This window comes from Bradyrhizobium sp. HKCCYLR20261, assembly GCF_051168435.1.
Classification (GTDB): Bacteria; Pseudomonadota; Alphaproteobacteria; order Rhizobiales; family Xanthobacteraceae; genus Bradyrhizobium.
Genome location: NZ_JBNPUZ010000007.1, coordinates 306332 through 332119, shown reverse-complemented (window position 1 = coordinate 332119; position 25788 = coordinate 306332). Strand labels below are relative to the sequence as shown.

The window sequence follows — 25788 nt, the reverse complement described above, 5'->3', positions numbered from 1 at the left end:
TTGGTCTCGAGACATAAAATTTATAAATTATGATTGATTTCAATTTTTTATGTAATAAAAGAGCTCAGCCGCCTCGCCGGCCGAAAGCAAAAAGCATCGCGCGCTCCTGCCAGGGATCGCGCCGGAGGACTCGTCCATGACCCGATTTCCGGTCACGGCTCTGCGCAGCGTCGACCTCGGCACGTCCGATCTCGGCCGGTCCGAGGCGTTCTATCGCGACGTCTGGGGGCTGGAGCGGGTCGCGACGGCCGATGGCGTCGTCTATCTGCGCGCGACCGGGAGCGACCATCACGTCGTCGCGCTGCACCGAAGCGACCGCACCGAGTTGAAGGCGGTGACGTTCCGCGTCGCCGAGGTCAGCGATTTCGAGCCCATCGCCCGCCACGCCATCCGCGAGGGCGCGACCTTGATCGCGGCCGCCGCGCCGAACCCGGCGCCAGATGGCGGCGTGATCCTGAGCCTGCGCAGCCCGGAGGGCTGCACGCTGCGCTTCGTGCATGGCGACATCACGCATGAGGCCAGGCCATCGCGGCCGGAGCTGCCGGAGCGCCTCGCCCACGTCAATCTCAACAGCACCGATGTGGACCGCACCGCCGCGTTCTATGAGAAGGCGCTCGGCTTCCAGCTGACGGATCGCTCGGCGGCGATGGCCTTCGTCCGCTGCAATTCCGACCACCATGCCGTCGTCATCGCGAGCGCCAAGGTGAACAGCCTGAACCACGTCGCCTTCCTGATGCCGACCTGGGAGGGCGTGATGCGCGGCGCCGGCCGCATGATCGATGCCGGCTATCCGATCGCCTGGGGCGTCGGCCGCCACGGGCCGGGCAACAACGTGTTCGCCTATTTCATCGATCCCGTCGGTACCGTCATCGAATACACCGCCGAGGTGCTGCAGGTCGACGACGACTATGTCGTGCACGGCCCGGAGCATTGGGTCTGGCCGCCCGGCCGCACCGATCAATGGGGCATCGCGCCGCCCAAGGCCGATCACGTCAAGGCCGCGCAGCTCGCGGTCGGCTTCGCCGCCTGATCCCAGTCCCAGCTACGAGCCTCCCGCGTCATGTCAGCAGAACATCATCAGGTCGTCATCATCGGCTTCGGTCCGACCGGCGCCGTCGCAGCCAGCCTGCTCGGCCGCGCGGGCATCTCCACGCTCGCGATCGACCGCGCCCGCGAGATCTACGACAAGCCGCGTGCGATCGCCCTCGACCACGAGATCATGCGGCTGTTCGACAATCTCGGCATCGCCGGTGAGGTCAGCCGCTACGTCGCGCCGTTCCCGGCCTCCGAGCACTTTGGCGCGCAAGGGCAATTGATCCGGCGCATCGACATGGTCGGCGAGCCCTACCCGCTCGGCTACACGCCGAGCATGGTGTTCACCCAGCCGCCGGTCGAGCAGGTGATGCGCGACCGTGTCGCCGCCTGTCCCTCGGTGACGGTCGAGCTCGGCACGACGCTGACCGACATCCGGCAGGATGCGAACGCGGCAACCGTCGTGCTGCAGCGAGAGGACGGCAGCACGCGCGAGGTCAGCGCCGACTACGTCATCGCCTGCGACGGTGCCTCCAGCACCGTTCGCCAGACATTCGGCATCCGCTTCGACGATCTCGACTTCGACGAGCCGTGGCTGGTGGTGGACCTGCGCGTCAACGTGACAGGCGCCGGCAAGCTGCCAAAGACGGCCGCTCAGTTCTGCAATCCGGCGCGGCCGACGACCTACATCATCGGGCCCGGCAATCACCGCCGCTTCGAGATCATGCTCCGCCCCGGCGAGGACCGCCATGCAATGGAGCAGCCGGATCAGGTCTGGCGCCTGTTGTCGCCCTGGCTCTCTCCCGAGGATGGCGAGCTGTGGCGCGCGGCGAGCTATCGCTTCCATGCGCTGGTCGCGAGCCGCTGGCGGCAGGGCCGCGTGCTGCTCGCCGGCGACGCCGCGCATCAGCAGCCGCCCTTCATCGGCCAGGGCATGTGCCAGGGCCTGCGCGATGCAGCGAACCTCAGCTGGAAGCTGATCCGCGTGCTGCGCGGCAAGTCGCATGACACGCTGCTCGACAGCTACGAAGCCGAGCGCAGCACCCATGTGCGCGAGCTCACCACGCGCATCAAGGCGATCGGCCGCGTCATCTGCGAGCAGGATCCGGTCGCCGCGGCAGCGCGCGACGAACGCATTCTCGCCGAAGGCGGCGGCGCGCCACGCACCATCACCCGGCAGGAGATCGTGCCGCCGCTCACGACGGGGTTGCTGGCCTCGAAGCCGAACGCCGCCAACGGCACGCTGTTTCCGCAGCCCTGGATCGTCGGCGACGGCGGCCGCGCACTGCTCGACACGGTCGCTGGCACCGGCTGGCGCCTCGTGCTCGACGGCCGCGCGCTGAACGCTCCGGCCCTGCCGTCCGACATCACGGCGATCGCCATCGGCGGCGGCGGCCTGCGGGAGGAAAGCGGCGTGGTCGAACGCTGGTTCGAGCGCCATGGCTGCCACGCCGCGCTGGTGCGGCCCGACCACTACGTCTACGGCGTCGCCAAGGACGCTCCGGAACTTGCCGCGCTACTGAGCGAGCTGAACGACCGACTGAACTAATCAAAACAACAACATCACACGGGGAAGCGCCATGACGACACCAACGGGAGCCACGACCGGATCGGCAGGAGGACGCGCCATCGCCGTCCTCATCATGCTGTTCCTGTTCCAGACCTTGAACTTCTTCGACAAGCTGGTGTTCGGCCTGTCGGCCGTGCCGATGATGAAGGAGCTGGGCCTGAGCCCGAAGGATTTCGGCCTGATCGGCAGCAGCTTCTTCCTGCTGTTCTCGCTGTCGGGCATGGCGGTCGGCATGTTCGTGGTCGGCCGCTTCCCGGTGAAATGGCTGCTGCTGATCATGGCCGGCATCTGGTCGGCGACGCAGCTGCCGATCTTCTTCTCCAGCTCGATCGCCGTGCTGGTGATCTGCCGCATCATCCTCGGCGCCGGCGAAGGCCCTGGCCTGCCGACCGCGCTGCATGCCTGCTACAACTGGTTTCCGCAGGACAGGCGCAGCGTGCCGAGCGCCGTGGTGCTGCAGGGCATCAGCGTCGGTCTGTTGGCGGGCGGTCCGATCCTGACTTATGTGATCGTCAACTATGGCTGGCGCACTGGCTTCCTGTTCTGCGGCCTGCTCGGGCTCGCCTGGATGGTCGGCTGGTTCTTCGTCGGCGGCGAAGGCCCCTACTCGGCGCAGGCGCCGCAGGCCGTTGCGAGCGACAAGGCGCTGCCCGCGCGCGTGCTGTGGGGCGATGCCACCGTGATCGGCGTTATCATCATGTCGACCGCGTCGTACTGGATCGTCGGCATGTCCGCGACGTGGCTGCCGCCTTTTCTGCAGCTCGGGCTTGGCTACAAGCAGGTCGAGGTCGGCTGGATCATTTCGGGCATCTACCTGTTCCAGTCGCCGCTGCTGCTCGGCGGCTCATGGCTCACGCAATTCCTGCAGCGTAAGGGCTTCAGCCTGCGCGCCTGCCTCGGCCATGCCTCGGGGCTGGCGCTGCTCGCCGCCGGCTGCGCGCTGCTGCTCAGCATCGTCACCACGGGCCCGCTGCAACTCGCCTGCGTCGCGATTGCCTTCGCAGCTCCCAGCCTCACCACGATCTTCGGCCCGGTCGCGCTCGGCGCCATCGCGCCGGCCGTGCAGCGCGGCCGTCTGATCGTCGTGATCTATTCGGGCAACGCCGCCTCGGCGCTGATCTCGAACGCGCTCACCGGCTGGATCGTCGGCGAGGCCGGTCCCAACGCGCCGCTCGGCTATGCCCATGCCATGACCTTCACCGCCGGCGTGCTCATCGTCGGCGCCATCTCCGCCTTCGCCCTGATCTTCCCGGAGCGCACCATTGCGCGCTTCGCGCGGACGGCGCAGGAACCAACCTCCCCCTCCGCCATCGCGGCGGTCTCGACCTGACCAGAGGACATCCCATGAAATTCGCGAGCTTCACCATCAACAACACGCCGTCCTGGGGACTGGTCGAAGGCGACGAGGTCGCCGATCTCGGCGTCGTCTTGCGCGATCGCTTCCCGGACCTGAAATCGGCGATCACCGCCGATGCGCTGAAGGAGGCGGCGGCGGCGGCCAGCGGCGCCAAGCGGCATGCGCTGTCGGCCATCACCTTCCTGCCTGTCATCCCCAACCCCGACAAGATCCTCTGCATCGGCCTGAACTACGAGACCCACCGCAAGGAGACCGGCCGCTCAGAGGTCGAGAACCCCACGGTGTTCGGCCGCTTCGCCAACAGCCAGACCGGGCATCTTGCGAACATCATCCGCCCGCGTGTCTCGACCGATCTCGATTTCGAAGGCGAGCTCGCCATCGTCATCGGCAAGCCCGGCCGCTACATCCCGCGCGCCGAGGCCTTCAAGCACATCGCCGGCTATGCCTGCTACAATGAGGGCAGCGTGCGCGACTTCCAGCGCCATACGCATCAGTTCACCCCGGGCAAGAATTTCCCCGACACCGGCGCGTTCGGGCCGTGGCTGGTGACGGCTGACGAGATCGACGATCTCGGCCCGCTCAAGCTGCAGACGCGGCTGAACGGCGAGGTGGTGCAGGAGGCGACGATCAGCCAGATGATCTTCGATATCCCGCGCCAGATCGAATATTGCTCGTCCTTCACCCGGCTCGAGCCCGGCGACGTCATCGCCACCGGGACCCCCGGCGGCGTCGGCTCCCGCCGCACGCCCCCGCTGTGGATGAAGCCGGGCGACGTGGTGGAGGTCGAGATCGACAAGATCGGGCTGCTGCGGAACGGGATCGCGGACGAAGCGGTGTGAGCTCGCCTTGTAGGGTGGGCAAAGCCGCCGCCGAAGGCGGCGGCTTGTCCACCGTGCATCGGCGAACTCATCAGCCAACGGTTGGCACGCCGCCATTGTCGCCGGCGTTGGTGGAGAGAGCACGGCAGCGCCTTTGCCCACCCTACAATCGAACGCTCTCCTCCGTCATTCCGGGGCATTCGCGCGCAAATGGCGAAGCCATTTTGAGGCAGCGCGAATGAGCCCGGAATGACGGGAAGCGGGAGCGAGAGTCAGGAGGCCATTGTCATTCCGGGGCAGCCCGCCAGGGCTGAACCCGGAATCTCGAGATTCTCAGGTGCGCAACTGCGCAACGTAGTTCGATGCTTGCGCATCGCCCCGGAATGACAGCCGAGATCCCAATTCCCCCTCAATGCGCCATTGCCGGGCCGCCGCCGAGCTTCACCTTGCGCAAGGTCAGCGCCAGCGGAATCGCCGAAAGTGAGATCAGCATCAGCGCCCAATACACATCCACATAGGCCAGCAGCGAGGACTGCATCTGCACGGTCTGGCCGATCCAGGCCAGCGCCTGCTGCTTCGCCAGTACCATCGAGCTGCCGTGGGCGGCGAAGTAGTTGGTCACCTGGTTCAGCGTGTCCTGATAGGCCGGGTTCGACGGGATCGTGCCCTCGACGAGACGGTTTTGGTGGAACTGGCCGCGATGCGCGAGGATATTGGCGGCGAGAGACACGCCGATCGAGCCGCCGGTGTTACGCGCGGCGTTGATCAGCGCCGAGGCCTGGTCGGTTCGTTCAGGGGGAATGCCGTTGTAGGACGCGGTCGTGATCGACAGGAAGATCAGCGGCAGGCCGATGCCGATCAGCATGCGGGACTCCGCGAAGAACCAGAAGTCGACATTGGCGTAGACCCGCGTCAGGTCATACATCGCGAACGCCACGACGGCGGCGCCGGTCATGATCATGTATTTCGGCTGTACCTTGCCGGAAAGCCGCCCGACCGCGAACATCATGGCCATGGTGACCAGGCCGCCGGGCGACAGCACGAGGCCGGCCCAGGTGGCGGTATAGCCGAAATCCTGCTGCACCATCTGCGGCAGCATCTGCGTGGTGCCGAGCAGGATGGCGCCGGTCGCGAGCATCACCAGGAAGCAGGCGCCGAACTGGCGCGAGGCCAGCATGCGCACGTCGACCGTCGGGTTCTTCTGGTTCATCTCCCACGGGATCATGGCGATGAAGGCGGTGACACAGACCGCGGCAGTGATCACGATGAAGCGGGAGTCGAACCAGTCGTCCTCCAGGCCGCGATCGAGCATCAGTTCGAGCGCGCCAAGGAAGGTCGCGACCAGGATGAAGCCGACGACGTCGAAGCCATGCGCCTGCTTGCGCCGCTCCTCGGTGACCTCCTGCGGCTCCTTGAGGATCAGCCCGATCAGCACCATCGCGGCGACGCCGACGGGACCGTTGATCAGGAAGCACCAGTGCCAGGAGGCATTGTCCGAGAGATAGCCGCCGAGCGTCGGACCGACCACAGGCGCGACGACAACGGCGACGCCGAACAGCGCGAACGCCTGGCCACGCTTCTCAGGCGGAAAGGAATCGGCGAGGATCGATTGCGCCACCGGCACCATGCCGCCGCCGCCGAGCCCCTGCAGGATCCGGAACAGCAAGAGCACCTGGAGGTTCCAGGCGAAGCCGCACAGCACCGAGCTCAGGGTGAACAGGCCGAGGCACATGATGAAGAAGGTCTTGCGGCCCAGGCGCTTGGCGAGATAGCTCGACGCGGTCAGGATGATCGCGTTGGAGACGAGATAGGTCGTCACTACCCAGGAGGATTCGTCCTGGCTGACGCCCATGCCGCCCGCGATATAGGGCAGCGCGACGTTGGCGATGGTGGTGTCGAGCACCTCCATGAAGGTCGCGAGCGCAACCAGCACCGCGATGATCCACGGACTGCCGGCGCGCGGCGCGGAGGGAGCAGCAGCCTCACTCATGGCGAACCTCTTACAGCACGGCCTTCAGCCGCTCATAGAGCGAGGGCTTGGGATCGACCCGCACGGTCGGCACCACCGACATGCCTGGGCCGAGCGCGACATCGGTCGGCGGATCGTCCATGTCGATCTTCACCGGCACGCGCTGCACGATCTTGACGTAGTTGCCAGTCGCGTTCTGCGGCGGCAGCAGCGAGAACGCCGGGCCCGAACCGGACTGCACGCTGGCGACATGGCCGCGGATCTCGCGCTCCGGATAGGCGTCGATCTCGAGGGTCACCGGCTGGCCGGGACGCATCTGGTCGAGCTGAGTCTCTTTGAAATTGGCGGTGACCCAGACCTCGTCGGGCACGAACATCGACAGCGCCGTGCCTTGGGCGGCGAACTGGCCGTCGGCGGCGCTGAGGTTGACGACACGGCCCGGCTGCGCCGCGGTCACCGTGGTGTAGGACAGATTGAGCTGCGCCTGGTCGCGCTGCGCCTGCGCCTGGGCGAGATTGGCATCGGCGCTCTCGCGCTGCGCCTTCAGCGACTCGAGCTGCCGCTGCGCGACCTGCAGGTTGGCCTGCGCCGAGGTCAGTCCGGCCTTCGCCTGCTGGAGCTGCGAGGTATATTGCTGCTCGCTCTGCACCGTGCCGGAGCCGGTGCGGGCGAGCTGCTGATAGCGGTCGGCCTGCTGCTGGGCGAAGGTCAGCCCGGCCTGCGACTGCTCGACCTGGGCCTGGCCCGCGGTGATCTGCGCCTGCTGCACCGCGATCTGCGCGTCGATGTTGTGGATCGCGGCCTCCGCCGATCGCACCTGCGCCTCGGCCTGCGTCAGCGCCGTCCTGTAGTCGCGGTCGTCGATGCGGGCGATCACATCGCCGGCCTTGACATGCTGGTTGTCGGTGACCGGAACCGCGGTGATGTAGCCCGAGACCTTCGGCGCGATCGAGAACTGGCGGGCCGCGATGAAGGCGTCGTCGGTGCTCTCGAAATGGCCCGCCGCGTCGTAATAGATGTAGCCTCCGGTCGCGGCGGCCAGCAGCAGAACGAGTCCCAGCGCGGTCCCCACCGGATGCCGCCGCAGCACGCCTCGGCGCGGCTTGTCGCCCTGCTCGCTCTGCCCCTCCGGGGCGGGAGCAGTCTCATCCGGCTGATGCGTTTCCCGATCGGCCTCGCGGCGGAGCTCCTTGACGGCATCGCCGCGCCATTGCTTCAACGCGCGCTCGCGCGCCGGGATGGCCGGATCGGAAGGCTTGGAGGGCGGCGTGGACTCGGTGGTGGACGACTGGACGGCCATTGCGGCGCTCCGAAAAGAACGAAACTGTTCCGTTCTAAAATAGAGAACGGATCTCAACAGGCAAGCCCGGAGCCCCGCTTCTGGATCGATAACTTTTCGTGAGCGGACCCTAAAATTTCCGTCATCCAATCGTGGGCACGATCGGATCGGCTGGCCGCGATGACGATATGGAGTTCAGCGCGCCGGCGGCGGACCAGCCATGCGCGCGACGAGCGTCAGCGCAGCGACAACAGGCGGGATCACGAAGCACCAGCTCCCGAGCCTGACGAACAGCAGCGCGGCTGCGCCGCAGCCGAGCGCGAAGGCCGCGACGTTGACCGCCATCTGCACCAGCCGCGCCGGCGGCGGCGCCTGGCCCTTGTCCCTAATATAGATCTTGTCGGCGAGATCGATCATCACCTGCGTGGTGGTGCCGGTCATCAGCGTCGAGGGCGGCGCGGTCGGCAGATGGATGCGATGCACGGCGTTCTGGATCGCCATCGCCGCGACCAGCACCATGCCGGTCAGGATCGCCTCGTGGCTGTCGCCGTTGTGGAACGGGCCGAAATGGATGGCGAGCGCGGCCCCGAGCACGAGTAACACAAGCTTGACGGCAATCAGCACCTCGAAGGCGCGCGACCATCTGCGCGAGAGCAAGCTCCCCGCCAGCCGCGTCGCGATCACGACCACGCAGAACACCGGCAGCGCCAGCAGCTTGGCGATCGCCCCCGAGGTCCCCAGTGCCAGCGCCGCGCCGAAGGTCACGAAGTTGCCGGTGACATGCGCGGTGAACAGGCCCTGCAGCGCCAGGAAGCCGGCGGTGTCGACATAGCCGGCATTGACGCTGAGCAGCAGCGGGACGATGCGCGAGTCGGTGGTCGCCATGGTGTTTCTGCCTTCCTTCGTCAGAGCGCGTATTTCAGCTCGACGCCGATGTAGTCGGAATCGTGGCCGCCGGCGCGGCGGAGCGTATCGCCGATGTCGTAGTGCACGGCTTCGATCGCGCCGGTGAGGTTGGCATTGAAGCGGTAGTCGGCGCGCAGCTGCGCATAGGCGCCGGACCACATACTGCCCTGCCCGGCGGTGCCTGCCACGGCGACGTTGGGCTGGACGTAGATCGCGTCCGCCGCCGTCGCGCGCCATTGCAGGCCCACCGCGGCCATGAACGACAGCGCCGCGGTGGGCTTCACCGTCAGCGACGGCTTGAGGTGGATCAGGTTGGTGTAGCCGGTGAAACCGGCGAGCGAGAAATAGTAGCCGTTCGGGAACAGCGGATTGAAGGTCTCGATCCTGTCGTCGCCGCGATGGCGGTCGCCGGAGGCGCCGTCGAGCTGCAGGCCGATGCGCGGCTGCCAGGCGACATCGGCGAACGTGTAGCCGGCGCGCGCGCCGGCGCCCCAGGCGCGGATCTGCTTCGCGCCGACCGAGCCCGCCTGCCCCATGGCTTCGAGATCCCAGTCGAAGCCGGCGAGCTTGCCGGCGAAGCGGAGGTCCAGCACGTGGCGCTGCTCGAGGCCCGCGGCGTCGAGGAAGCGGGCGTTGTCGCGCTCGTAATAGGAGTAGTACGCCGACAGCTCGTTGGTGCCGAGCACCTGGCGTTCGACGCGAAAGGTATGGAACAGGAACTTGCCGTTGGACGTATCGTCGAACGGCCGCACCAGATTGTACTGCACCGGCTGGCTGACGAAGCCGATGAAGCGCCAGGGACCGCTCTCCCAGTCGCCCCACAGCGCATCGAAGGACTGGCGCACGTTCGGCCCGTCGCGCGAGGAGACGAAGCGCTGCAGGTCGAAGTCGAAATCCTGCCGGCCGACACGGGCCTTGAACGTGCCCTGCTCCGTCGCGTTGACGTAGGCGAGGAAAGCCAGCCGGAGGTCGAGCGGGTTCTGGTCGACCGAGGTGATGTTCGCCTTGCCGAAGGCTCTCGCGTCCTCGAGCTGGACGAAGGCCTGCCAGTGCTCGTCGAAATGCGCATCGGCATGGATCTGCAGCCGTTGCAGGACGTGGGAATCGGGCTTGGCGCCGCCGATGCCGAAGCTCGCCGCGTCCAGGCTCTCGAACCGCTCGCGCAGGGTCATGCCGAACGAGACGTAGCTCTGCGGCACGCCGGCCTGCAGCGGAATGTACTTGATCGGATCGAATGGCTGCGTGCGCAGCGCCGGATTGGCAAGAACGGACCAATCCTCCTGCCAGCGGTTGGTGCGGATGGCGGGACGGGCGTCCTCGGCGACGGCGAGGCCGCACGACATCGCGACCATCGCAAGCGCCGCCGCCGTCCTCGTCAGTGCCTGACCCATCCGCACGCGTGTCCCCATCAGGTTACTTTACCAGCGCGTGGATCTCCGCGACATAGCCGCCGGGAAACTGCACCAGCGCCTGCTCGCGCTTGTCCGCGGTGAAGGGCTCGACCAGCACGGTCGCGCCCGACGCCTTGGCCTTGTCGAGCGTCGCCTTGAGGTCGGCGACCTCATAGCCGGTCATCTCGCGGCCGAACGGATATGGCAGATGGCCGTCGGTGACGAGCACGGTCATGCGGCCGAACACCGACTCGATGCGGATGCGCCGGTAGCGATCGTTGGGACGGCCGATCTCGACGCCTGGCGCCTTGGCCTCGTCGGAAACGACCTTGCCTTTCGCAAAGCGCAGGAAGGCGCGCGTGAAGGCTTCGGCGCGATCGGCCGAGACATAGACGCGGTTCTCCGGAACCGTCTCGAACGCCGCATAGGACGGCTTGGTCGTGTGCCAGTAGAGCTGCATGTTGACGCCGCCCGGCCACTGGATCACGGCATCGCGGCCGATCGGATCGGGAAACGGCGAGACCACAACGTCGGCGCCGGCGGCCTTGGCCGCCTTGATGGCGGCGTCCATGTCGGTGACGAGATAGCCGGTGCGCTCGGCGCCGAACGGATATGGGATCGGAGTCTTGAAGCCGAACAGCGACACCGTGCCGACCGGCGTCTGCAGCAGCTGCGAGGTCGTGCTGCTCGGCGTCGGTGTCACCGTCACGACGACCTGCTTGGTGCTCTGGCCGCCGAAGGTCGCCAGGAAGCTGGTGACGAACTTCTCGACATCGTCGGGCGCGACATAGACATGCGTCGTGTCGTATTGCGCACCGACGCCAATGAGGGGCGCAGCGTCCTTGGCGAGCGCGGGAGCGGCGAGCAGCGAGGTGGCGACGAGTGCGCCGAGCAGATGACGGGAGCGGAGCATGACAACCTCAGACAAATAGAAACCGGATCAGGCGCGGCGGGCGCGCCAGGACATGATGGACACGAGCACGAGGCCTGCGATCAGGCCGAGATGCTCGAAGAAGGAATTGAGCGCCATGAAGCGGTCATGGCCCTCCATGTGCCAGAAGTCGTTGGCGGTGAGCATCGCGACGAAGGTGAGCACGCCGAGCGCGCCGGCACCGAGCCAGACGAACCGGTTGACCACGACGAGCAGCGAGCCGATCAGCTCGACGGCGATCGCGGCGGCCGCCCACAGCGCCGCCGGCCGCAGGCCGAAATGAGCCTGCTCGGCGATGGCGCCGGGGAAGTCCATCAGCTTCTGGACGCCGCCGATCAGATAGGCCGAGACCAGCGCGAGCCGGGCCGCGGGCCAGAGCCACGGCCAATCGAGCATCCCGGCGATCGGGCGCGGCGTATCGGACATTGCGGCCATTACACCGCCCAGCAGGCGCAGCCGAGCGCGCCCCAGAAGCTCTTGAGATCAGCGACCGGCAATCGGCTCGACCATGAGCGAGCATGGTCGTGGCCGTGCAGGCCGCAGCTATTGGCGCAGCCGCACATCTGCATCGCCTGCGCACGGACGGCGCCGGTGTCGTCCTTCGCGAGCCACGCGCCGTAGCCGCCAAAGCGGCGCACCGGCGACCAATCCGGCATCGCCGGCGGCGGCACGGCGTCGTCGAGCGTCTTGAAGTCCGATGCCGCGTAGACCACGCGGCCGCCGACCATGGTGAGGTCGCTGGTGATGTCGGCGATCTCGACCTCGGCGCAGGCGAAGAAGTCCCGATCCGGCACGATCAGATCGGCGAACTGGCCGACCTCGATGCGGCCCTTCTTGCCCTCTTCATTGGAGAACCAGGTGACGTTCTCGGTCCACATCCGCAGCGCCGTCTCGCGATCGAGACAGTTGCGTTGCGGATACAGCCGCAGGCCGCCGACCGTGCGCCCCGTCACGAGCCACGACAGCGAGACCCAGGGATTGTAGGACGCGACCCGCGTCGCGTCGGTGCCGGCGGAGACCTTGACTCCCTTGTCCAGGATCTTCTTCACCGGCGGCGTCGCCTCGGCCGCGCCAAACCCGTAGCGCTCGACGAAGTATTCGCCCTGATAGGCCATGCGGTGCTGCACGGCGATGCCGCCGCCGAGCGCGGCTATGCGGTCGATCGACTGGTCCGAGATGGTCTCGGCGTGGTCGAAGAACCAGTTGATGCCGTCGAGCGGCGTGTCCTGGTTGACCGTTTCGAACACGTCGAGCGCGCGCGAGATGGTCTCGTCATAGGTCGCGTGCAGCCGCCACGGCCATTTGTTCTGCACGAGGATGCGCACGACCTCTTCGAGCTCGCCTTCCATCTCCGGCGGCATGTCCGGCCGCGGCACGCGGAAATCCTCGAAATCGGCGGCCGAGAACACCAGCATCTCGCCGGCGCCGTTGTGGCGGAAATAGTCGTTGCCCTGCTTGTAGGACGAGCTCTGCGTCCAGCGCAGGAAATCGTCCTTCTCGCCCTTCGGCTTCTGCGTGAACAGATTGTAGGCGAGCCGGATCGTGAGCTGGCCGTCGTCGGACAGCTTCTGGATGACCGCGTAGTCGTCGGGATAATTCTGGAAGCCGCCGCCGGCGTCGATCGCGCCGGTGACGCCGAGCCGGTTCAGCTCGCGCATGAAGTGGCGCGTGGAGTTGAGCTGGTAGTCGAACGGCAGCTTCGGTCCCTTGGCCAAAGTCGCATAGAGGATGGCCGCGTTCGGCTTGGCAAGCAGCAGCCCCGTGGGATTGCCTTGCGCGTCGCGCACGATCTCGCCGCCCGGCGGCTGCGGCGTGTCCTTGTCATAGCCGACGGCGCGCAGCGCGGCGCCGTTCAGGATCGCACGATCATACAGATGCAGCAGGAACACCGGCGTATCCGGCGCGACCGCATTGAGCTCGTCGATCGTCGGCAGGCGCTTTTCGACGAACTGATGCTCGGTAAAGCCGCCGACAACGCGCACCCATTGCGGCGGCGGCGTGATCGCGACCTGCGCCTTCAGCATCGCCATGGCGTCAGCGAGCGAGCGCACGCCGTCCCAGCGCAGCTCCATGTTGAAGTTGAGCCCGCCGCGGATGATGTGGAGGTGATTGTCGATCAGGCCCGGCAGCACGCGGCGGCCCTTGAGATCGATCAGCTTCGTCGCGGGGCCGGCGAGCTTCATGACGTCCTGCTCGTGGCCGACCGCCGTGAACACGCCGTCCTTGATCGCGACCGCATTGGCGTGCGGGTTGGAGCGGTCGAGCGTCGTGAACAGGCCGCGATGCAGGATGAGATCGGGATGGTCGCTCATGAGGCCTTCTCGTCTGGCGCAGGAGTGGTCGTGGTCTCCGCCCGGCCGTGATGGCCGGGCAGCAGGCCGAAGATGTGCGTGGCGCAGGCCGCCTTCTGCCAGGCCGCAGCAATGCTGCTGCCATCGAGGAGCTGCCGGCCCACGGGGATCACCTGCTCTCCGACGAGGATGCCGAGCAGGCCGACCAGCGCCACCAGAGGCGGCGCCGGCGAGCGGACCTGAAGCAGGCTGTAGATCACGCCGACCAGCAGCCCTGCCCCGAGCGAGAACAGATAGATCTTCATGGGATGCCTCAGCGCTACTTTGCGCCGCCCTCGGAGGCGTGCTCGCCAAGCGCCCATTTCGAGAAGCGGATCTGGATGCCGTAGGGCGAATGCGCCTTAAGGATCTCCATCATGCCGTCATAGGTCTCGGCGCGCGCCCAGTCCTGCTGCAGCTCGAAGGCGAACTGGCACGAGGTGATCGGCACCGCGCCGGCCTGCACCGCGCGATCCATCGCCCTGTTATGCGCCTCGAGAGAGAGATCGCCGCAGGCATCGGCCGGGATGTAGATCTCATAGCCCTCGCGCAGCATGTCCAAGGTCGGGAACAGCACGCAGGCCTCGGTCCAGAGTCCCGCGATGATGAACTTCTTGCGGCCGGTCGCAGCGACCTGCTTGCGGAAGCCGGCGTCGAGCCAGGAGTTCATCGCCGTGCGGTCCACGATGTCGTGCTCGGGAAACAGCTCGGTGATCTCCGGCATGAACGGGCCGGAGAACGAATCCTTGGCGACTGTGGTGATCACCGTCGGCAGCTTGAACAGCTTGGCCGCCTTGGCGACGATCTGGATGTTGTTGAACACGCCGAGACGGTCGTGCGACTGCACGCCCTGATACATCGCCGGCTGATAGTCGATGAGCGCGACGGCGCAGTTCTGGGGGGTGAGCATTTCGAGCTTGGACACGTGGTTCTCCTTGAGAAGCGGATAATTGACTCAGGCGAGGGAAGCCCGCGGCGCGACGGAGGCGAACCGCCGCCATGAGACGATGCCGAGGCCGATGAACAGCAAGAGAGTGACGATCTGAGCAGCCGCAAACGGCGGCTCGCTCTGCGTCGGCGCCAGCGCGTTGAGCGCGCCGATCTTCTGGAACGACTGCACGATGGCAACGAAGACGTTGAGATAGAGCGAGAGCAGCGACGTCACGACGTAGACGCGCCCCCACCATCCCGACAGCGCGAACACATAGAGCGCGGCAGCGGCCGCCGTGAGCAGCGCGAGCAGGATGATGCCGATGATGCGCGGCGGGTCGAGGCCGAACGGCGGCAGCGGAAACCCGGTCACGCCGGTGAGGAAGGTCGTGAGCAGGAACAGCGCCGCCCACACCGCCAGATGGCGGCCCGCCAGCATGCCGCCGAGCATGATGAGCCCGGTGACAATTCCGATGAGGCTCAGCACCACGTGAATCTGAAGAAACAGAGTCGTCGGAATTCCCCAGGTCATGCAACTCTCCTCTGATCAGCCCTTGATGAAAGCCAGCAAATCGGCGTTGATGGTCGCGGCCTCGGTGGTCGGCATGCCGTGCGGAAAGCCCTTGTAGGTCTTCAGCGTGCCGTTCTTGAGCAGCTTGGCCGAAAGCGGCGCGGAGTCGGCATAGGGCACGATCTGATCGTCCTCGCTGTGCATCACCAGCACCGGCAGCGTGATCTTCTTGAGATCCTCGGTGAAGTCGGTCTGCGAGAACGCGACGACGCCGTCATAATGCGCCTTGGCGCTGCCCATCATGCCCTGCCGCCACCAGTTCTGGATGACAGCCTCGGACGGCTTGGCGCCGGGCTTATTGAAGCCGTAGAACGGGCCGGCGGCGACCTCGCGGTAGAACTCCGAACGCCGGGTCGCAGTCTGGGTCTGGAAATCGTCGAACACAGACTTCGGCAAGCCGCCCGGATTGGCCGCGGTCTGCACCATCAGCGGCGGCACGGCGGCGATGATCGCGGCCTTGGCCGCGCGGCTCTCGCCGTGACGCGCGAGATAATGCACGACCTCGCCGCCGCCGGTCGAATGGCCAACATGGATGGCGTTCTTGAGGTCGAGATGCGCGGTCAGTTCCGCCAGATCGTCGGCGTAGTGGTCCATGTCGTGGCCGTCGGAGACCTGGGCCGAGCGGCCGTGGCCGCGGCGATCATGGGCGATGACGCGGAAGCCATGATTGAGGAAGAACATCATCTGCGCGTCCCAATCGTCGGACGACAGCGGCCAGCCATGGCTGAACACGATCGGCTGACCGGTACCCCAGTCTTTGTAGTAAATCTCTGTACCGTCGTTGGTTTTGAGAACGGGCATGGTTTGTCTCCTGCGCCAGCCGCACGATCGCTCCGACGAATTTCGTATCGCGATCGCCAATTCCAGGTGCTATGCAGTCTCATGTGCACCTGCACAATGATCCGAGGACGCCAAAGCACTGGCTCCAGAAGCCATGGGGTAACCGAGGGGATGGCGCAGCTTCGATCCACATCGTCAGCCTGGATGCGTGGCGTCGCCAGCACGTTCAATGAGCAAGGCCTCGACGCGGCCGCGCTGTTCGCCGAGGCCGGCCTGTCGATCGCGGATCTCGAGGATTGCGATCGCCGCTGGCCCACGGAGGCCTTGAGCCGGTTGTGGGTGCTGGCGGCTGAACGCTCGGGCAATCCCGATATCGGCCTCGTCAATGTCGCAGCCCCACGCCCGCACAATTATGGCGTCGCGGGCTATGCGATGATGTCGAGCCCGGACCTGCAGACCGGCCTGACGCGGCTGATCCGCTACATGTGCCTGGTCAGCGATGCCGTCGCGATCACGCTTGAGGACGGCCAGGGCGGCCGCTGGGTGCGCACCGACGTCTATGGCGGCGAATGGCCGATCCCGCGGCAGCGCTACGACTACGGCATCATCAATCTGCTCAATCTGTGCCGCTGGATGCTCGACCGTCCGCTGACGCCGCTCGCGGCACGCTTCACGCATGCCGTGCCGCTGTCGATCGCGGCCTACAACAGGGCGTTCCAGTCACCGCTCGAATTCGATGCCCCGTTCAACGGCTTCCTGGTGTCGGATGAGGATCTCGCCTGCAAGCTGACGACCTCGGCGCCCGAGTTGATGCCGATCCACGACCGCATCGCCGACGAGGCGCTGGAGCGGCTGGTCAAGACCGACACCGCGTATCGTGCGCGCGTCGCGATCGCCAGACTGCTTCCGGACGGCAGCCCGTTGCGCTCGGCCATCGCGGCTGCGCTTGGCTTGAGCGATCGCACCTTCCAGCGCAGGCTCGCCGACGAGGGCCTCTCGTTCAGCGATCTCGTCGACGAGACCAGGCGGGAGCTTGCCCAGCGCCATCTCGCCGATCAGCGCCTGTCGCTGACCGACATCGGCTATCTGCTCGGCTATGCCGATCAGAGCACGTTCTTCCGTGCTTCCAACCGCTGGTTTGGTGAATCGCCGGGCGAGTATCGGGCACGCATCAGCAACGGGCATTCGCGCGAGATCGAGGCCGCCCAGCAGAAGTGAGCGGCCGCGCCGCGGCGCTAGAACATGCCGTTGGTGTTGGCCGACTGCTCGGGGATCGGCTGCACCGAATCCCAGTGCTCCTCGATCTTGCCGTCCTTCAGGCGGAAGATGTCGACGATCGCATTGCCGCGCGTGCCGGGCTCGCGGACGGCATGCACGCGCAGGATGACGAAATCGCCGTCGACCAGCACCTTGGTGATCTCGCTGCGGGATTGCGGATACTTCGCCTTCAGGAATTCGATGAATTTGCGAAAGCCTTCCGGGCCATCCTCGGCGCTCGGATTGTGCTGGATGTATCTGCCGAGATATTTCGAGGCGGCCGCGAAATCCTTGCGGTTCAGCCCCTGCTCATAGAAGTCGAGCACGATCTGCTTGTTGCGCTCCTCGTCGGCCGAATAGGCGCGCTCCGCCAGCGCGGGCGTCGCAACGATACCGGCAAGCGCAACAGCCAGCGCCGCGACGATTCCTGTCCTCATACAATCATCCCCTGATACCAAGCACCGTCCGTGATGATCGGCGGCCCGTCTCCACGTAGCATGATCGATCGCCATCACGCGGATGGACCGCAGATTGCGGTCTCAAAACCGTGTGACCTCAATAGAACCGGTAGAGATGATGCACCGGCCCGTGGCCATGACCGACCGTGAATCGATCGGCTGCCGCGATCGCGCCGGAGATGAAGGCCTTGGCGTGGCGCACAGCCGTCTCAAGGCTTTCGCCCTTTGCCAATCCGGCGGCGGCGGCCGATGACAGCGAGCAGCCGGTGCCGTGGGTGTTCTGCGTGGCGACCCGCGGCGACGGCAGGGCAATGGTGTGCTCGGCCGTGACGAGATAGTCCGTGCTCTCTGCGCCCTGCCCGTGGCCGCCCTTGATCAGCACCGCCGGGCAGCCGAGCGTGAGCAGGCGCATGCCCTGCGCGGCAATCGCCTCCTCGGAGGTCGCGACCGCCTCGTCCAGGAGCGCCGCCGCTTCCGGCAGGTTGGGCGTGATCAGCGTCGCCAGGGGGATCAGCCGGCGGCGCAGCGCGTCGATGGCGTCCTCCGGCAGCAGCCGGGCGCCTGACGTCGCCACCATCACGGGATCGAGCACCACATGCCTGGGCGTCCAGCGGTCGAGGCTCGCCGCGATCGCCTCGGCGATCGGCGCCTGCGCCACCATGCCGATCTTGACCGCGCCGACCGCGAGATCGTTGAACACGGCGTCGATCTGGGCCGCGACGAAATCGGGCGGCACCAGGTGCACCCCGGTCACGCCGGTCGTGTTCTGGGCGGTCAGCGCCGTGAGCACCGAGGCGCCGTAGACCGACAGCGCGGCAAAGGTCTTCAGGTCGGCCTGGATACCCGCTCCGCCCGAGGAGTCGGAGCCGGCAATGGTGAGTGCGACGGGGGTGCTCATGCTCCTCTCCTAGCGCGGGCCGGTCGCGCCCGGCAAGCAGGCCCGGTCGCCGGAGAAACCGTATCGACTTCGCCGGAAAACGCTATATTGAGGCTTGAAACGCCTTCCGGAGACCGTCTGCAATGGTTCCCTTCTTCGTCCAGATCAAGTGCAAGCTCGGCCAGTCCTACGTCGTGGCCAATGCGCTGGCAGAGGCCGAAATCGCCTCGGAGATCTATTCGACGGCGGGCAATTACGACCTGCTGGTGAAGTTCTATGTCGACAACGCCACCGACATCGGCCACTTCGTGAACGAGAAGGTGCAGGTGCTGCCGGGCATCCAGGACACCCATACCATCATCACGTTCAAGGCCTTTGGCGCCAGCTAACGCCGGCCGTTCGACGCTGACCGCGACAAAGGCGCCCGTCGTCACCGACGGGCGCCGAGGTCCTCAAAATGGGTCAAGCATGGTTTCGTCATGAAAGACGATGGTGGCCGATCCCGGCCTCGCGCCAGATGATCTTGGCGCGGCGGAAAGCCGGGACCCTTCGACCGCGAGGGGCAACGGGGGGACCGTCGAACAGTCCGGCTTTCCTTTTCCGCAACTTGGCGATAGGCGTCCTATAACGGGTGCCCGGCGTGCCGGGTCAAGGCGAGCGAGCCGTCCGAGACAAACGATCAAGACATTGAGACGAACGCTCAAGACAGTCTGCGACGTCGTATGAAGAGTGAGATGACAGCCGTTTCGTCCCTGCTGCCGAGTTACGGCTTCTCAGCCGCGCAGATGGACACCGAGACCAACATTGCAGCCTGGCGCGAGGCCGTCTCGACGTTCTTCGACGTCGACGAGCTCGCCTACGGCGAAGCCGAGCCGTTCAGGGCCGATGTCGTATCCTACGCGCTGGGCTCCATCCTGCTTGGATCGGCTCGCGCCAGCAGCCAGCGCTTTCGGCGCTCGGCGGAGACGATCGCACGCAGCGGCGTCGATCATGTCATCGTTCAGCTCTACGTCAGAGGCGGCTACACCGGCGTCGCGGGTCAACGCGCCATCAAGGTCGAAGCCGGCGATCTCTGCGTGCTCGATCTCGCCCAGACGCTCGAAACGCGGGCGACGCGTTTCGAGAACCTGACCATGGTGGTCCCGCGCCCCATGTTCGACGCCCGTCTGCTGCGGGTCGAGGATCTGCACGGGCTGGTGCTGCCGCGTGACGGCGCCATGGCGCCGCTGCTGGCGCGGCATTTCGGCGCACTGCTCGAATGCGCCCCGCGGATGAGCTTCGACGAGTGCCACGCCGTGGTCGACGGCACGATCGCGCTCATCTCGGCCTGCCTGCGCGGCGAGCTCGAGCGGCGCGATGTCGACCGCAGCGTGACGGCCGACGCCTCGCTGCTGCGCATCCGGCAATACATCGAGTCCCAGCTGGCGAGCCCCGAGCTGAGCGCCGACGCCATCGCACTGCATTTCGGTCTGTCGCGCGCCTCGCTGTACCGGCTGTTTGCGCCGATCGGTGGCATCGCCGACTATATCCGCAGCCGGCGGCTGCATCGCGCCTTCTTCGATCTCGCCGGCACCGGATCGCGCCAGGTGCGCATCAGCGAGGTGGCCCGGCGCTGGCAGCTCGGCACCGACGCGCATTTCACCCGGCTGTTCAAGACCGCCTATGGCATCACGCCGAGCGCCGCGCGCGAGGCGGCTATTCTCGGCCTGCCACGGCCGCAGGCCGACGCGGAGGCTGAGCCGGCCTCGCCGCTCAGCCGTTGGATGCGAGGGATAGCAGCGCCCCGGACCGGGGAATGAGCGCGACCACGGCCGCCGGGCGCGGATCGCCCTCCTCCGCAGCCACCTCGGTCTCCTGCGCGTCGTCCTGGTCGGTGCCGACGCGCGCGATCTCCAGGTGCTTCTCGAGCTGCTCCACCGGCATCGGCCGGCCCAGCAGATAGCCCTGCGCGAAGTTGACGCCGAGTTCGCGCAACTGCTTCAACTGCTCCTCGGTCTCGACGCCTTCCGCGGTGATCTGGATGCCGAGGCCGCGCGCCAGCGTGACGACCGAGGAGATCACGGCCGCGCTTTCGTCGCGGACGCTGAGATTGGCGACGAACGATTTGTCGATCTTGATCTTGTTGAAGGGGAACGCCGTCAGCGAGCGCAGCGACGAATAGCCGGTGCCGAAATCGTCGAGCGCCAGCGAAATGCCGAGGCTCTTGAGCCGGTCGATGAAGCTCTCGTTTTCAGCGGCGCGCTCCAGCAGCACCGACTCGGTGATCTCGATCTCCAGGCGCTTCGGATCGAGGCCGGAGCGTGCCAGCGCCGACTGGATGACGTCGAACAGTTCCGCCTGCTTGAACTGGACCGGCGACAGATTGACCGCGACCTTGAGATCATCGGGCCAGGCGGTGGCGTCGTCGCAGGCGCGACCGATGATCCACTCGCCGAGCGGCACGATCAGTCCGGTCGATTCCGCCAGCGGAATGAACTTGTCCGGAGGCACCAATCCCTTGACCGGGTGACGCCAGCGCACCAGCGCCTCGACGCCGCGGCGCTCGCGCGTGTCGGCGTCGTAGAACGGCTGGTAGTGCACCTCGAACTGACATTGCGCGATGGCGTCGCGCAGGTCGCCTTCGAGCGTGTTGCGCGCCTCGAGCTCGGCGGACATCGCGTCGTCATAGAGCGTGTAGCAGCTGCGGCCGGCGGACTTCGAGCGGTAGAGCGCGAGGTCTGCCTTCTTGAGCAGATGCTCCTGGTCGTGGCCGTGCTCCGGGGCCAGCGAGATGCCGATGCTGGTGCCGATCTCGACGCGCTGTCCGCTGATCTGGAACGGCTCGGCGATCAGCCGGGTGATACGCTGGGCGAGCTCGGTCGCGGCCAGGCGCTGGTCGCCGGCACCGGCCTGGATCAGCGCGAACTCGTCGCCGCCGAGGCGGGCCAGCACGTCCTTGGAACGGAGCTGCGAGCGCAGCCGCTGTGCCACCTGCACCAGCAGTTCGTCGCCCGCGCCATGGCCGAGCGAGTCGTTGACGTTCTTGAAGCGGTCGAGGTCGAGCAGGAAGACGGTGAAGCGGCCGTTCCTCTCGTCGTTGATGCGCTCCATCTCCTCGAGGAAGAAGGCGCGGTTCGACAGCCCGGTCAGCGCGTCGGTCTGCGCGAGCTCGAGCACGCGGCGGTTGGCGAGCGCGAGCTGCTGCGCGTTCCGGCTCGACAGCGCGAGATAGACCGCGAGGAAGATGGTCGTCGCCAGCCCGGCCGCATACAGCGCAAGCGCCCTGTTGTGGCTCACGACCAGGCCGCCGCCGGCAGGCGCGGCCTGGAACACCCAATCGGCATCGCCGATGCGCAAGGTGGTGGACCAGATGCTCGGATCGGCCGGCCAGCGCTGCGGGTCGACGCCGGAGGCATTGATGACACGCTCGGGCGGCAGCAGGTTGATCTGCAGTGCCGGGCTGTTCGGATTGTTCGCACGCACCGACTGCAGCAGCATCGGCAGATCGAACACGCCGACGATGAAGCCGGAGAGATTGCGGCGGCGGTCGGCCACCGTGGTGCGCGACGTGCCCTTGGCATAGACGGGGATGCCGATCATCACCGCGTTGTTGCGCTCGTTCTGATTGATGAGATTCTGCCGCGTGCGCAGCGCGCCGATCACGTCGTAGTCGCGCGACTGCTCCAGCACGGCGCGATGATCGGGGATGCTCCAATAGTCCAGGCCGTAGACGGGCGAGGTCTTGGCCTCGGTGGAGAAATAGACCGGGAAGTATTCGTCACTTTCCGGCGCGACGGTGCCGTCCGGATAGGACTTGATGCGGAAGGCCGGAACGCCGTCGGTGATCGCGGCGGCTTCATATTCGCCGCGCTCCTTGCGCTTGATGCGCGGCAGCCAGGCGAGGCGCAGCATGCCGCGATGGGCTTCGAACAGGCGCGCGCTGAAGGTCTGATACTCGCTGCGGGTGATGTCGTCGTTGGCGGATTCGAAGCGGGTGCGCAGCGCGGTCAGCCGGCTGACATATTCGTTGACGCCGTTCTGGACCAGGATCGCCTGGGCTTCGGCGACACCTTCGAAATCGGTCCGCGCCAGCCGGTTCTCCCAGCGGCCGACGGCCACCGTGCCGACAACTGACAGCACCACGCCGATGCACGCGGCGATGATCGCGGGACGATAGAGCCGGTATTTTGATAACGACGCGCGCAGCCTTTCACGCCCGCTACCGTTGCGAGCATCATCACGTCGTTGCAGCGTCGGTGCGCTGTACTCTTCAACCTGCAATATGGCCCCCGCCTGACGGCTGCCCCTCACTCACACGAGGGACATGACGCTCATGCTCGCTGCCTGAAGTTAAGGACGGTCAAAGATGATCAGTTGCGGAGTACCAGAAACCAGGGCTTGGTTAACGGCTGACTGTCGATGCACGGTCAAAACGCGATCAAGCGCGGATGCATCCTTAGCGAGGTCTTCATTCAAACGCGCTTAGGATGAGGTGTCATGTGGCCACCCGTGCATCGAAGATCGCAATGAACTGGCTTTCAACCTTCAAGACCTCCATCGCTCTCGTGCTGCTCGCCGCCGCACTGCCCCTGGGGTCTGCGCGCGCCGACGAGCTCGGCGTTACCAATGACTCGATCCTGTTCGGCCAGGTGGCGGCGCTGGAAGGCCCGTCGGCCGCGCTGGGCCAGGCGGCCCGCCAGGGCCTGCTGGCGGCCTTCAGCGAGCTCAATGCCAAGGGTGGCGTCTACGGCCGCAGGCTGAAGCTCGCGAGCCGCAACGACGGCTACGACCCGGACCGCTCGGTGGTCGAGACCATCAAGCTGATCTACGAGGACAAGGTGTTCGCGCTGATCGGCGCCGTGGGCACGCCGACCGCGATGGCGACCGCGCCGATCGCGGCCTCCAACGACGTGCCCTTCATCGGCCCGGTGTCCGGCGCCGAATTCCTGCGCGCGCCGGAATTCCAGAACATCGTCAACATTCGCGCCAGCTACGCGGCGGAGGCCGAGGCCTCGATCAAGCATCTGACCGAGGATCTCCGTCTCACCCGGATCGCGATCTTCTATCAGGACGACGCGTTCGGCCGTGACGTGCTGGCCGGCGTCAAGACCCATCTCGACAAACGCGGTCTCGAACTCGCGGCCGAGGGCACCTTTGAACGCAATACGCGCGCCGTCGGCGCCGCGCTCAAGGTCATCCGGCGCGCCGAGCCGGAGGCGGTGATCCTGGTCGGCACCTACGGCCCCTGCGCCGAGTTCATCAAGATGGCGCATCGCTCGGGCTTCAACCCGACCTTTGCTGCCGTCTCCTTCGTTGGCGGCAATGCGCTCGCCAAGGAGCTCGGCCCGGAAGGGCGCGGCGTCATCGTCTCCGAAGTGGTGCCGTTCCCGTGGGACACTGACCGGCGCGTCGTCGCCGACTACCAGGCGGCGATGAAGACGCTCGACCCGAGCCAGACGCCCGATTTCATCGGGCTGGAGGGCTACATCACCGGCCGCCTGGTGGCGCGCGCGCTTGCGATGACCGGGCCGAACCCGACCCGGGCGGAGCTGCTGCGGATCATCAACGATGTCGGCCAGTTCGACATCAGCGGCCTCGTCGTCAGCTTCGGCAACGCCCGCAAGGACAATCCGCCGCAGGTGTCGCTGACCGTGATCCAGGGCGACGGCAGCTTCAAGCCGATCTGAGCCCGCGAACCGTCAGCTCGCAGGTTCAGTTCGCAGGTTCAGTTCGTAGATTTCTTGGGCTTCGGCGGGCCTTCGACCGGCGGTAGCGATTTGAGATAGACCGCCATCGCCTTGCGATCCTCGGGCGTGAGCTGCGAGGTGTTGCGGATCACGCGGGCCATCGATCCGCCGGCGCTGTCGCCATTGGGCAATTGCCCGGTCTCCAGGAAATAGCTGATATCGCTCTCGCTCCAGTCCGACAGGCCCTTCTGGGTGATGTTCGGCACGAAGCCCCGGCCTTCCGGATCGGGGCCGCCGGCGAGCCGCTGCGCCGCCTTGATGCCGCCGAGCGGGTTGCGCGGGCTGTGACACTCGGCGCAATGGCCGAAGGTGTTGACCAGGTAGGCGCCGCGATTCCATTCCGCCGAGCGCGACGCATCGGCTGCAAACGGCTTGTCGTCGAAGAACAGGAGCTTCCACATGCCGACGGTGCGGCGGATGTTGAACGGGAATGGCAGCTCGTGCGGCCGCGAGGCGCCGCTGACCGGCGGCAGCGTCTTCATGTAGGCGAACAGGTCCCTGACGTCGTCGACCTTCGCCGCCGCATAAGAGGTATAGGGGAACGCCGGATAATAGTGGCTGCCGCCCGGCGACACGCCGCGCACGACCGCGTTGACGAAGTCGGCCTCGCTCCAGCGCCCGATGCCGTCGTTCGGGTCGGGCGAGATGTTGGGCGCATAGAAGGTGCCAAACGGCGATTCCAGCGGCAGGCCGCCGCCGAGCTTCAAACGGTCGGGCTGGTTGGGCACGGCGTGACAGGACGCGCAGCCGCCGATGTTGAACATCTCCTGGCCGTTGGCCAGATCCGGCGCGCGCGTCGCGGCCGCAAGCACGATCGTTGACGGCCGGGTGATCCACCAGAATACCGCAAGACCGGCGACGCCGAGCACACACAGGGCAAGCAGGAGTCTTCGGTACATGGTGGCTCCGTCACTGCGGGGAGGATGGCGATCGATCCGGCGGCGCCGGTTATGCCCGCGAGAATAAGACGCCTGTCCCGGACAAACAAACGGGGGCGAACGCGTCGCCGCGTCCGCCCCCTCGAACTTGCGTCAGATCAGCTGTTCTTGAGACGGAAGGTCTCGTGGCAGCCGCCGCATTCCTTGCCGATCGCCGGCGCGGTCGCCTTGAGGCTGTCGAGATCCTTGATCTTGGCCTTGGCCTCGGTGACGACCTTGGCGAAGCTCTCGATCTTGGCGTCGAAGCCGGCCTTGTCTTCCCAGATCTTCGGCGACGGGGCGTAATCGCCCTCGAACTTCGCGCCCTTCAGGCTGGCCGGATACATCGTCGGCAGCTTCTTGGCGGTATCTTCGAGCACGGCCAGAGCGGCATTGACGGCGGCCTGGTCATACGGCTTCTCGCCCTTGACCATCGCGATCAGCACACCGCCGAGGTTCTTGGCGTTCGCCTTCATGATGTCCTGGCTCTGCTTGACCAGGTTGTCCTGTGCCATCACGGCGCCGGCCCCGAGCAGCAACGCTGCTGCTGCCACCACGACAGTCCGCTTCATCAATTCGCTCCTTTGTTGTCACAATCCCGTCCAGCCCACCCGGACGGGTCGCGCCTGTTTGGTCAACCCCTGCCCCGGCGGGTTATTCCGGAATTGAGGCGGATATCGGAGAGGTCC

Annotated in this window: 24 protein-coding genes; 8 read left to right on the top strand and 16 right to left on the bottom strand. The window is 66.4% G+C overall.

What is annotated here, in order from left to right:
- Positions 1 to 136 precede the first annotated feature (136 nt).
- Genes ACQR1L_RS19575 through ACQR1L_RS19560 form a run of 4 tightly spaced genes read left to right on the top strand, consistent with a single transcriptional unit; the run spans position 137 to position 4798 of the window.
- The gene (locus ACQR1L_RS19575; protein ID WP_434859547.1) at positions 137 to 1030 is read left to right on the top strand and encodes a VOC family protein; all 894 of its coding nucleotides are present in this window, start codon (positions 137 to 139) and stop codon (positions 1028 to 1030) included.
- A 30-nt stretch (positions 1031 to 1060) separates the two neighbouring features.
- Positions 1061 to 2581: a bifunctional 3-(3-hydroxy-phenyl)propionate/3-hydroxycinnamic acid hydroxylase gene (locus tag ACQR1L_RS19570; RefSeq protein WP_434859546.1), complete on the top strand. Its 1521-nt coding sequence runs from the start codon at positions 1061 to 1063 to the stop codon at positions 2579 to 2581.
- A 31-nt stretch (positions 2582 to 2612) separates the two neighbouring features.
- Complete coding sequence (locus ACQR1L_RS19565; RefSeq protein ID WP_434859545.1) at positions 2613 to 3932, top strand: MFS transporter; 1320 nt, start codon at positions 2613 to 2615, stop codon at positions 3930 to 3932.
- 14 nt (positions 3933 to 3946) lie between these two features.
- Complete coding sequence (locus tag ACQR1L_RS19560) at positions 3947 to 4798, top strand: fumarylacetoacetate hydrolase family protein (protein ID WP_434859544.1); 852 nt, start codon at positions 3947 to 3949, stop codon at positions 4796 to 4798.
- Between the two features lie 388 nt (positions 4799 to 5186).
- Here ACQR1L_RS19560 and ACQR1L_RS19555 read toward each other — a convergent pair whose 3' ends face one another.
- The 11 genes from ACQR1L_RS19555 to ACQR1L_RS19505 form a co-directional block, all read right to left on the bottom strand.
- The gene (locus ACQR1L_RS19555) at positions 5187 to 6767 is read right to left on the bottom strand and encodes a DHA2 family efflux MFS transporter permease subunit (RefSeq protein WP_434859543.1); all 1581 of its coding nucleotides are present in this window, start codon (positions 6765 to 6767) and stop codon (positions 5187 to 5189) included.
- 10 nt (positions 6768 to 6777) lie between these two features.
- Positions 6778 to 8046 carry an HlyD family secretion protein gene (locus ACQR1L_RS19550; protein WP_434859542.1) on the bottom strand — a complete coding sequence of 423 codons (1269 nt, stop codon included), beginning with the start codon at positions 8044 to 8046 and terminating at the stop codon, positions 6778 to 6780.
- A 174-nt stretch (positions 8047 to 8220) separates the two neighbouring features.
- Complete coding sequence (locus ACQR1L_RS19545; protein ID WP_434859541.1) at positions 8221 to 8910, bottom strand: YoaK family protein; 690 nt, start codon at positions 8908 to 8910, stop codon at positions 8221 to 8223.
- A gap of 20 nt (positions 8911 to 8930) precedes the next feature.
- Positions 8931 to 10340 carry an alginate export family protein gene (locus ACQR1L_RS19540; protein ID WP_434859540.1) on the bottom strand — a complete coding sequence of 470 codons (1410 nt, stop codon included), beginning with the start codon at positions 10338 to 10340 and terminating at the stop codon, positions 8931 to 8933.
- A gap of 4 nt (positions 10341 to 10344) precedes the next feature.
- Positions 10345 to 11235, bottom strand: coding sequence for a glyoxalase (locus tag ACQR1L_RS19535; RefSeq protein WP_434859539.1), 891 nt, complete (start codon positions 11233 to 11235; stop codon positions 10345 to 10347).
- Positions 11236 to 11262: 27 nt separating this feature from the next.
- Positions 11263 to 11688 carry a DoxX family protein gene (locus ACQR1L_RS19530; protein ID WP_434859538.1) on the bottom strand — a complete coding sequence of 142 codons (426 nt, stop codon included), beginning with the start codon at positions 11686 to 11688 and terminating at the stop codon, positions 11263 to 11265.
- On the bottom strand, positions 11688 to 13565 hold the full coding sequence (locus tag ACQR1L_RS19525) for an amidohydrolase (RefSeq protein WP_434859537.1): 1878 nt from the start codon (positions 13563 to 13565) through the stop codon (positions 11688 to 11690). The genes ACQR1L_RS19530 and ACQR1L_RS19525 overlap by 1 nt, the downstream gene beginning before the upstream one ends.
- Positions 13562 to 13849, bottom strand: coding sequence for a XapX domain-containing protein (locus ACQR1L_RS19520; protein WP_434859536.1), 288 nt, complete (start codon positions 13847 to 13849; stop codon positions 13562 to 13564). The genes ACQR1L_RS19525 and ACQR1L_RS19520 overlap by 4 nt, the downstream gene beginning before the upstream one ends.
- A 14-nt stretch (positions 13850 to 13863) precedes the next feature.
- Complete coding sequence (locus ACQR1L_RS19515) at positions 13864 to 14508, bottom strand: hydrolase (RefSeq protein ID WP_434859535.1); 645 nt, start codon at positions 14506 to 14508, stop codon at positions 13864 to 13866.
- A gap of 30 nt (positions 14509 to 14538) precedes the next feature.
- Positions 14539 to 15045, bottom strand: a complete 507-nt coding sequence (locus tag ACQR1L_RS19510; RefSeq protein WP_434859534.1) for a hypothetical protein — start codon at positions 15043 to 15045, stop codon at positions 14539 to 14541.
- 15 nt (positions 15046 to 15060) lie between these two features.
- Positions 15061 to 15885 carry an alpha/beta fold hydrolase gene (locus ACQR1L_RS19505; protein ID WP_434859533.1) on the bottom strand — a complete coding sequence of 275 codons (825 nt, stop codon included), beginning with the start codon at positions 15883 to 15885 and terminating at the stop codon, positions 15061 to 15063.
- 150 nt (positions 15886 to 16035) lie between these two features.
- On the opposite strand from ACQR1L_RS19505, the gene ACQR1L_RS19500 reads away from it, so the two are divergent.
- Positions 16036 to 17082, top strand: a complete 1047-nt coding sequence (locus ACQR1L_RS19500) for an AraC family transcriptional regulator (RefSeq protein WP_434859532.1) — start codon at positions 16036 to 16038, stop codon at positions 17080 to 17082.
- A 17-nt stretch (positions 17083 to 17099) separates the two neighbouring features.
- On the opposite strand, the gene ACQR1L_RS19495 is transcribed toward ACQR1L_RS19500, so the two are convergent.
- Together ACQR1L_RS19495 and thiD are read right to left on the bottom strand one after the other, a co-directional pair.
- A complete protein-coding gene (locus ACQR1L_RS19495) occupies positions 17100 to 17558 on the bottom strand; it encodes a nuclear transport factor 2 family protein (protein ID WP_434859531.1) in 459 nt (152 codons plus the stop codon).
- A 118-nt stretch (positions 17559 to 17676) separates the two neighbouring features.
- Positions 17677 to 18477, bottom strand: a complete 801-nt coding sequence (thiD, locus tag ACQR1L_RS19490) for a bifunctional hydroxymethylpyrimidine kinase/phosphomethylpyrimidine kinase (RefSeq protein WP_434859530.1) — start codon at positions 18475 to 18477, stop codon at positions 17677 to 17679.
- Positions 18478 to 18599: 122 nt separating this feature from the next.
- On the opposite strand from thiD, the gene ACQR1L_RS19485 reads away from it, so the two are divergent.
- Positions 18600 to 18845 carry an Lrp/AsnC ligand binding domain-containing protein gene (locus ACQR1L_RS19485; protein WP_434859529.1) on the top strand — a complete coding sequence of 82 codons (246 nt, stop codon included), beginning with the start codon at positions 18600 to 18602 and terminating at the stop codon, positions 18843 to 18845.
- A 345-nt stretch (positions 18846 to 19190) separates the two neighbouring features.
- The gene (locus tag ACQR1L_RS19480) at positions 19191 to 20255 is read left to right on the top strand and encodes a helix-turn-helix domain-containing protein (protein ID WP_434859528.1); all 1065 of its coding nucleotides are present in this window, start codon (positions 19191 to 19193) and stop codon (positions 20253 to 20255) included.
- Here the strand turns inward: ACQR1L_RS19480 and ACQR1L_RS19475 are convergent.
- The gene (locus ACQR1L_RS19475; protein WP_434859527.1) at positions 20209 to 22716 is read right to left on the bottom strand and encodes a bifunctional diguanylate cyclase/phosphodiesterase; all 2508 of its coding nucleotides are present in this window, start codon (positions 22714 to 22716) and stop codon (positions 20209 to 20211) included. The genes ACQR1L_RS19480 and ACQR1L_RS19475 overlap by 47 nt on opposite strands.
- A 245-nt stretch (positions 22717 to 22961) precedes the next feature.
- Here ACQR1L_RS19475 and ACQR1L_RS19470 point away from each other — a divergent pair, with 245 nt between their 5' ends.
- Entirely contained in the window at positions 22962 to 24122 is a 1161-nt protein-coding gene (locus ACQR1L_RS19470; RefSeq protein WP_434859526.1) for an ABC transporter substrate-binding protein, read from the top strand.
- 38 nt (positions 24123 to 24160) lie between these two features.
- On the opposite strand, the gene ACQR1L_RS19465 is transcribed toward ACQR1L_RS19470, so the two are convergent.
- Positions 24161 to 25081 carry a c-type cytochrome gene (locus ACQR1L_RS19465; RefSeq protein ID WP_434859525.1) on the bottom strand — a complete coding sequence of 307 codons (921 nt, stop codon included), beginning with the start codon at positions 25079 to 25081 and terminating at the stop codon, positions 24161 to 24163.
- A gap of 137 nt (positions 25082 to 25218) precedes the next feature.
- A complete protein-coding gene (locus ACQR1L_RS19460) occupies positions 25219 to 25671 on the bottom strand; it encodes a c-type cytochrome (RefSeq protein WP_434859524.1) in 453 nt (150 codons plus the stop codon).
- Between the last annotated feature and the right edge of the window lie 117 nt (positions 25672 to 25788).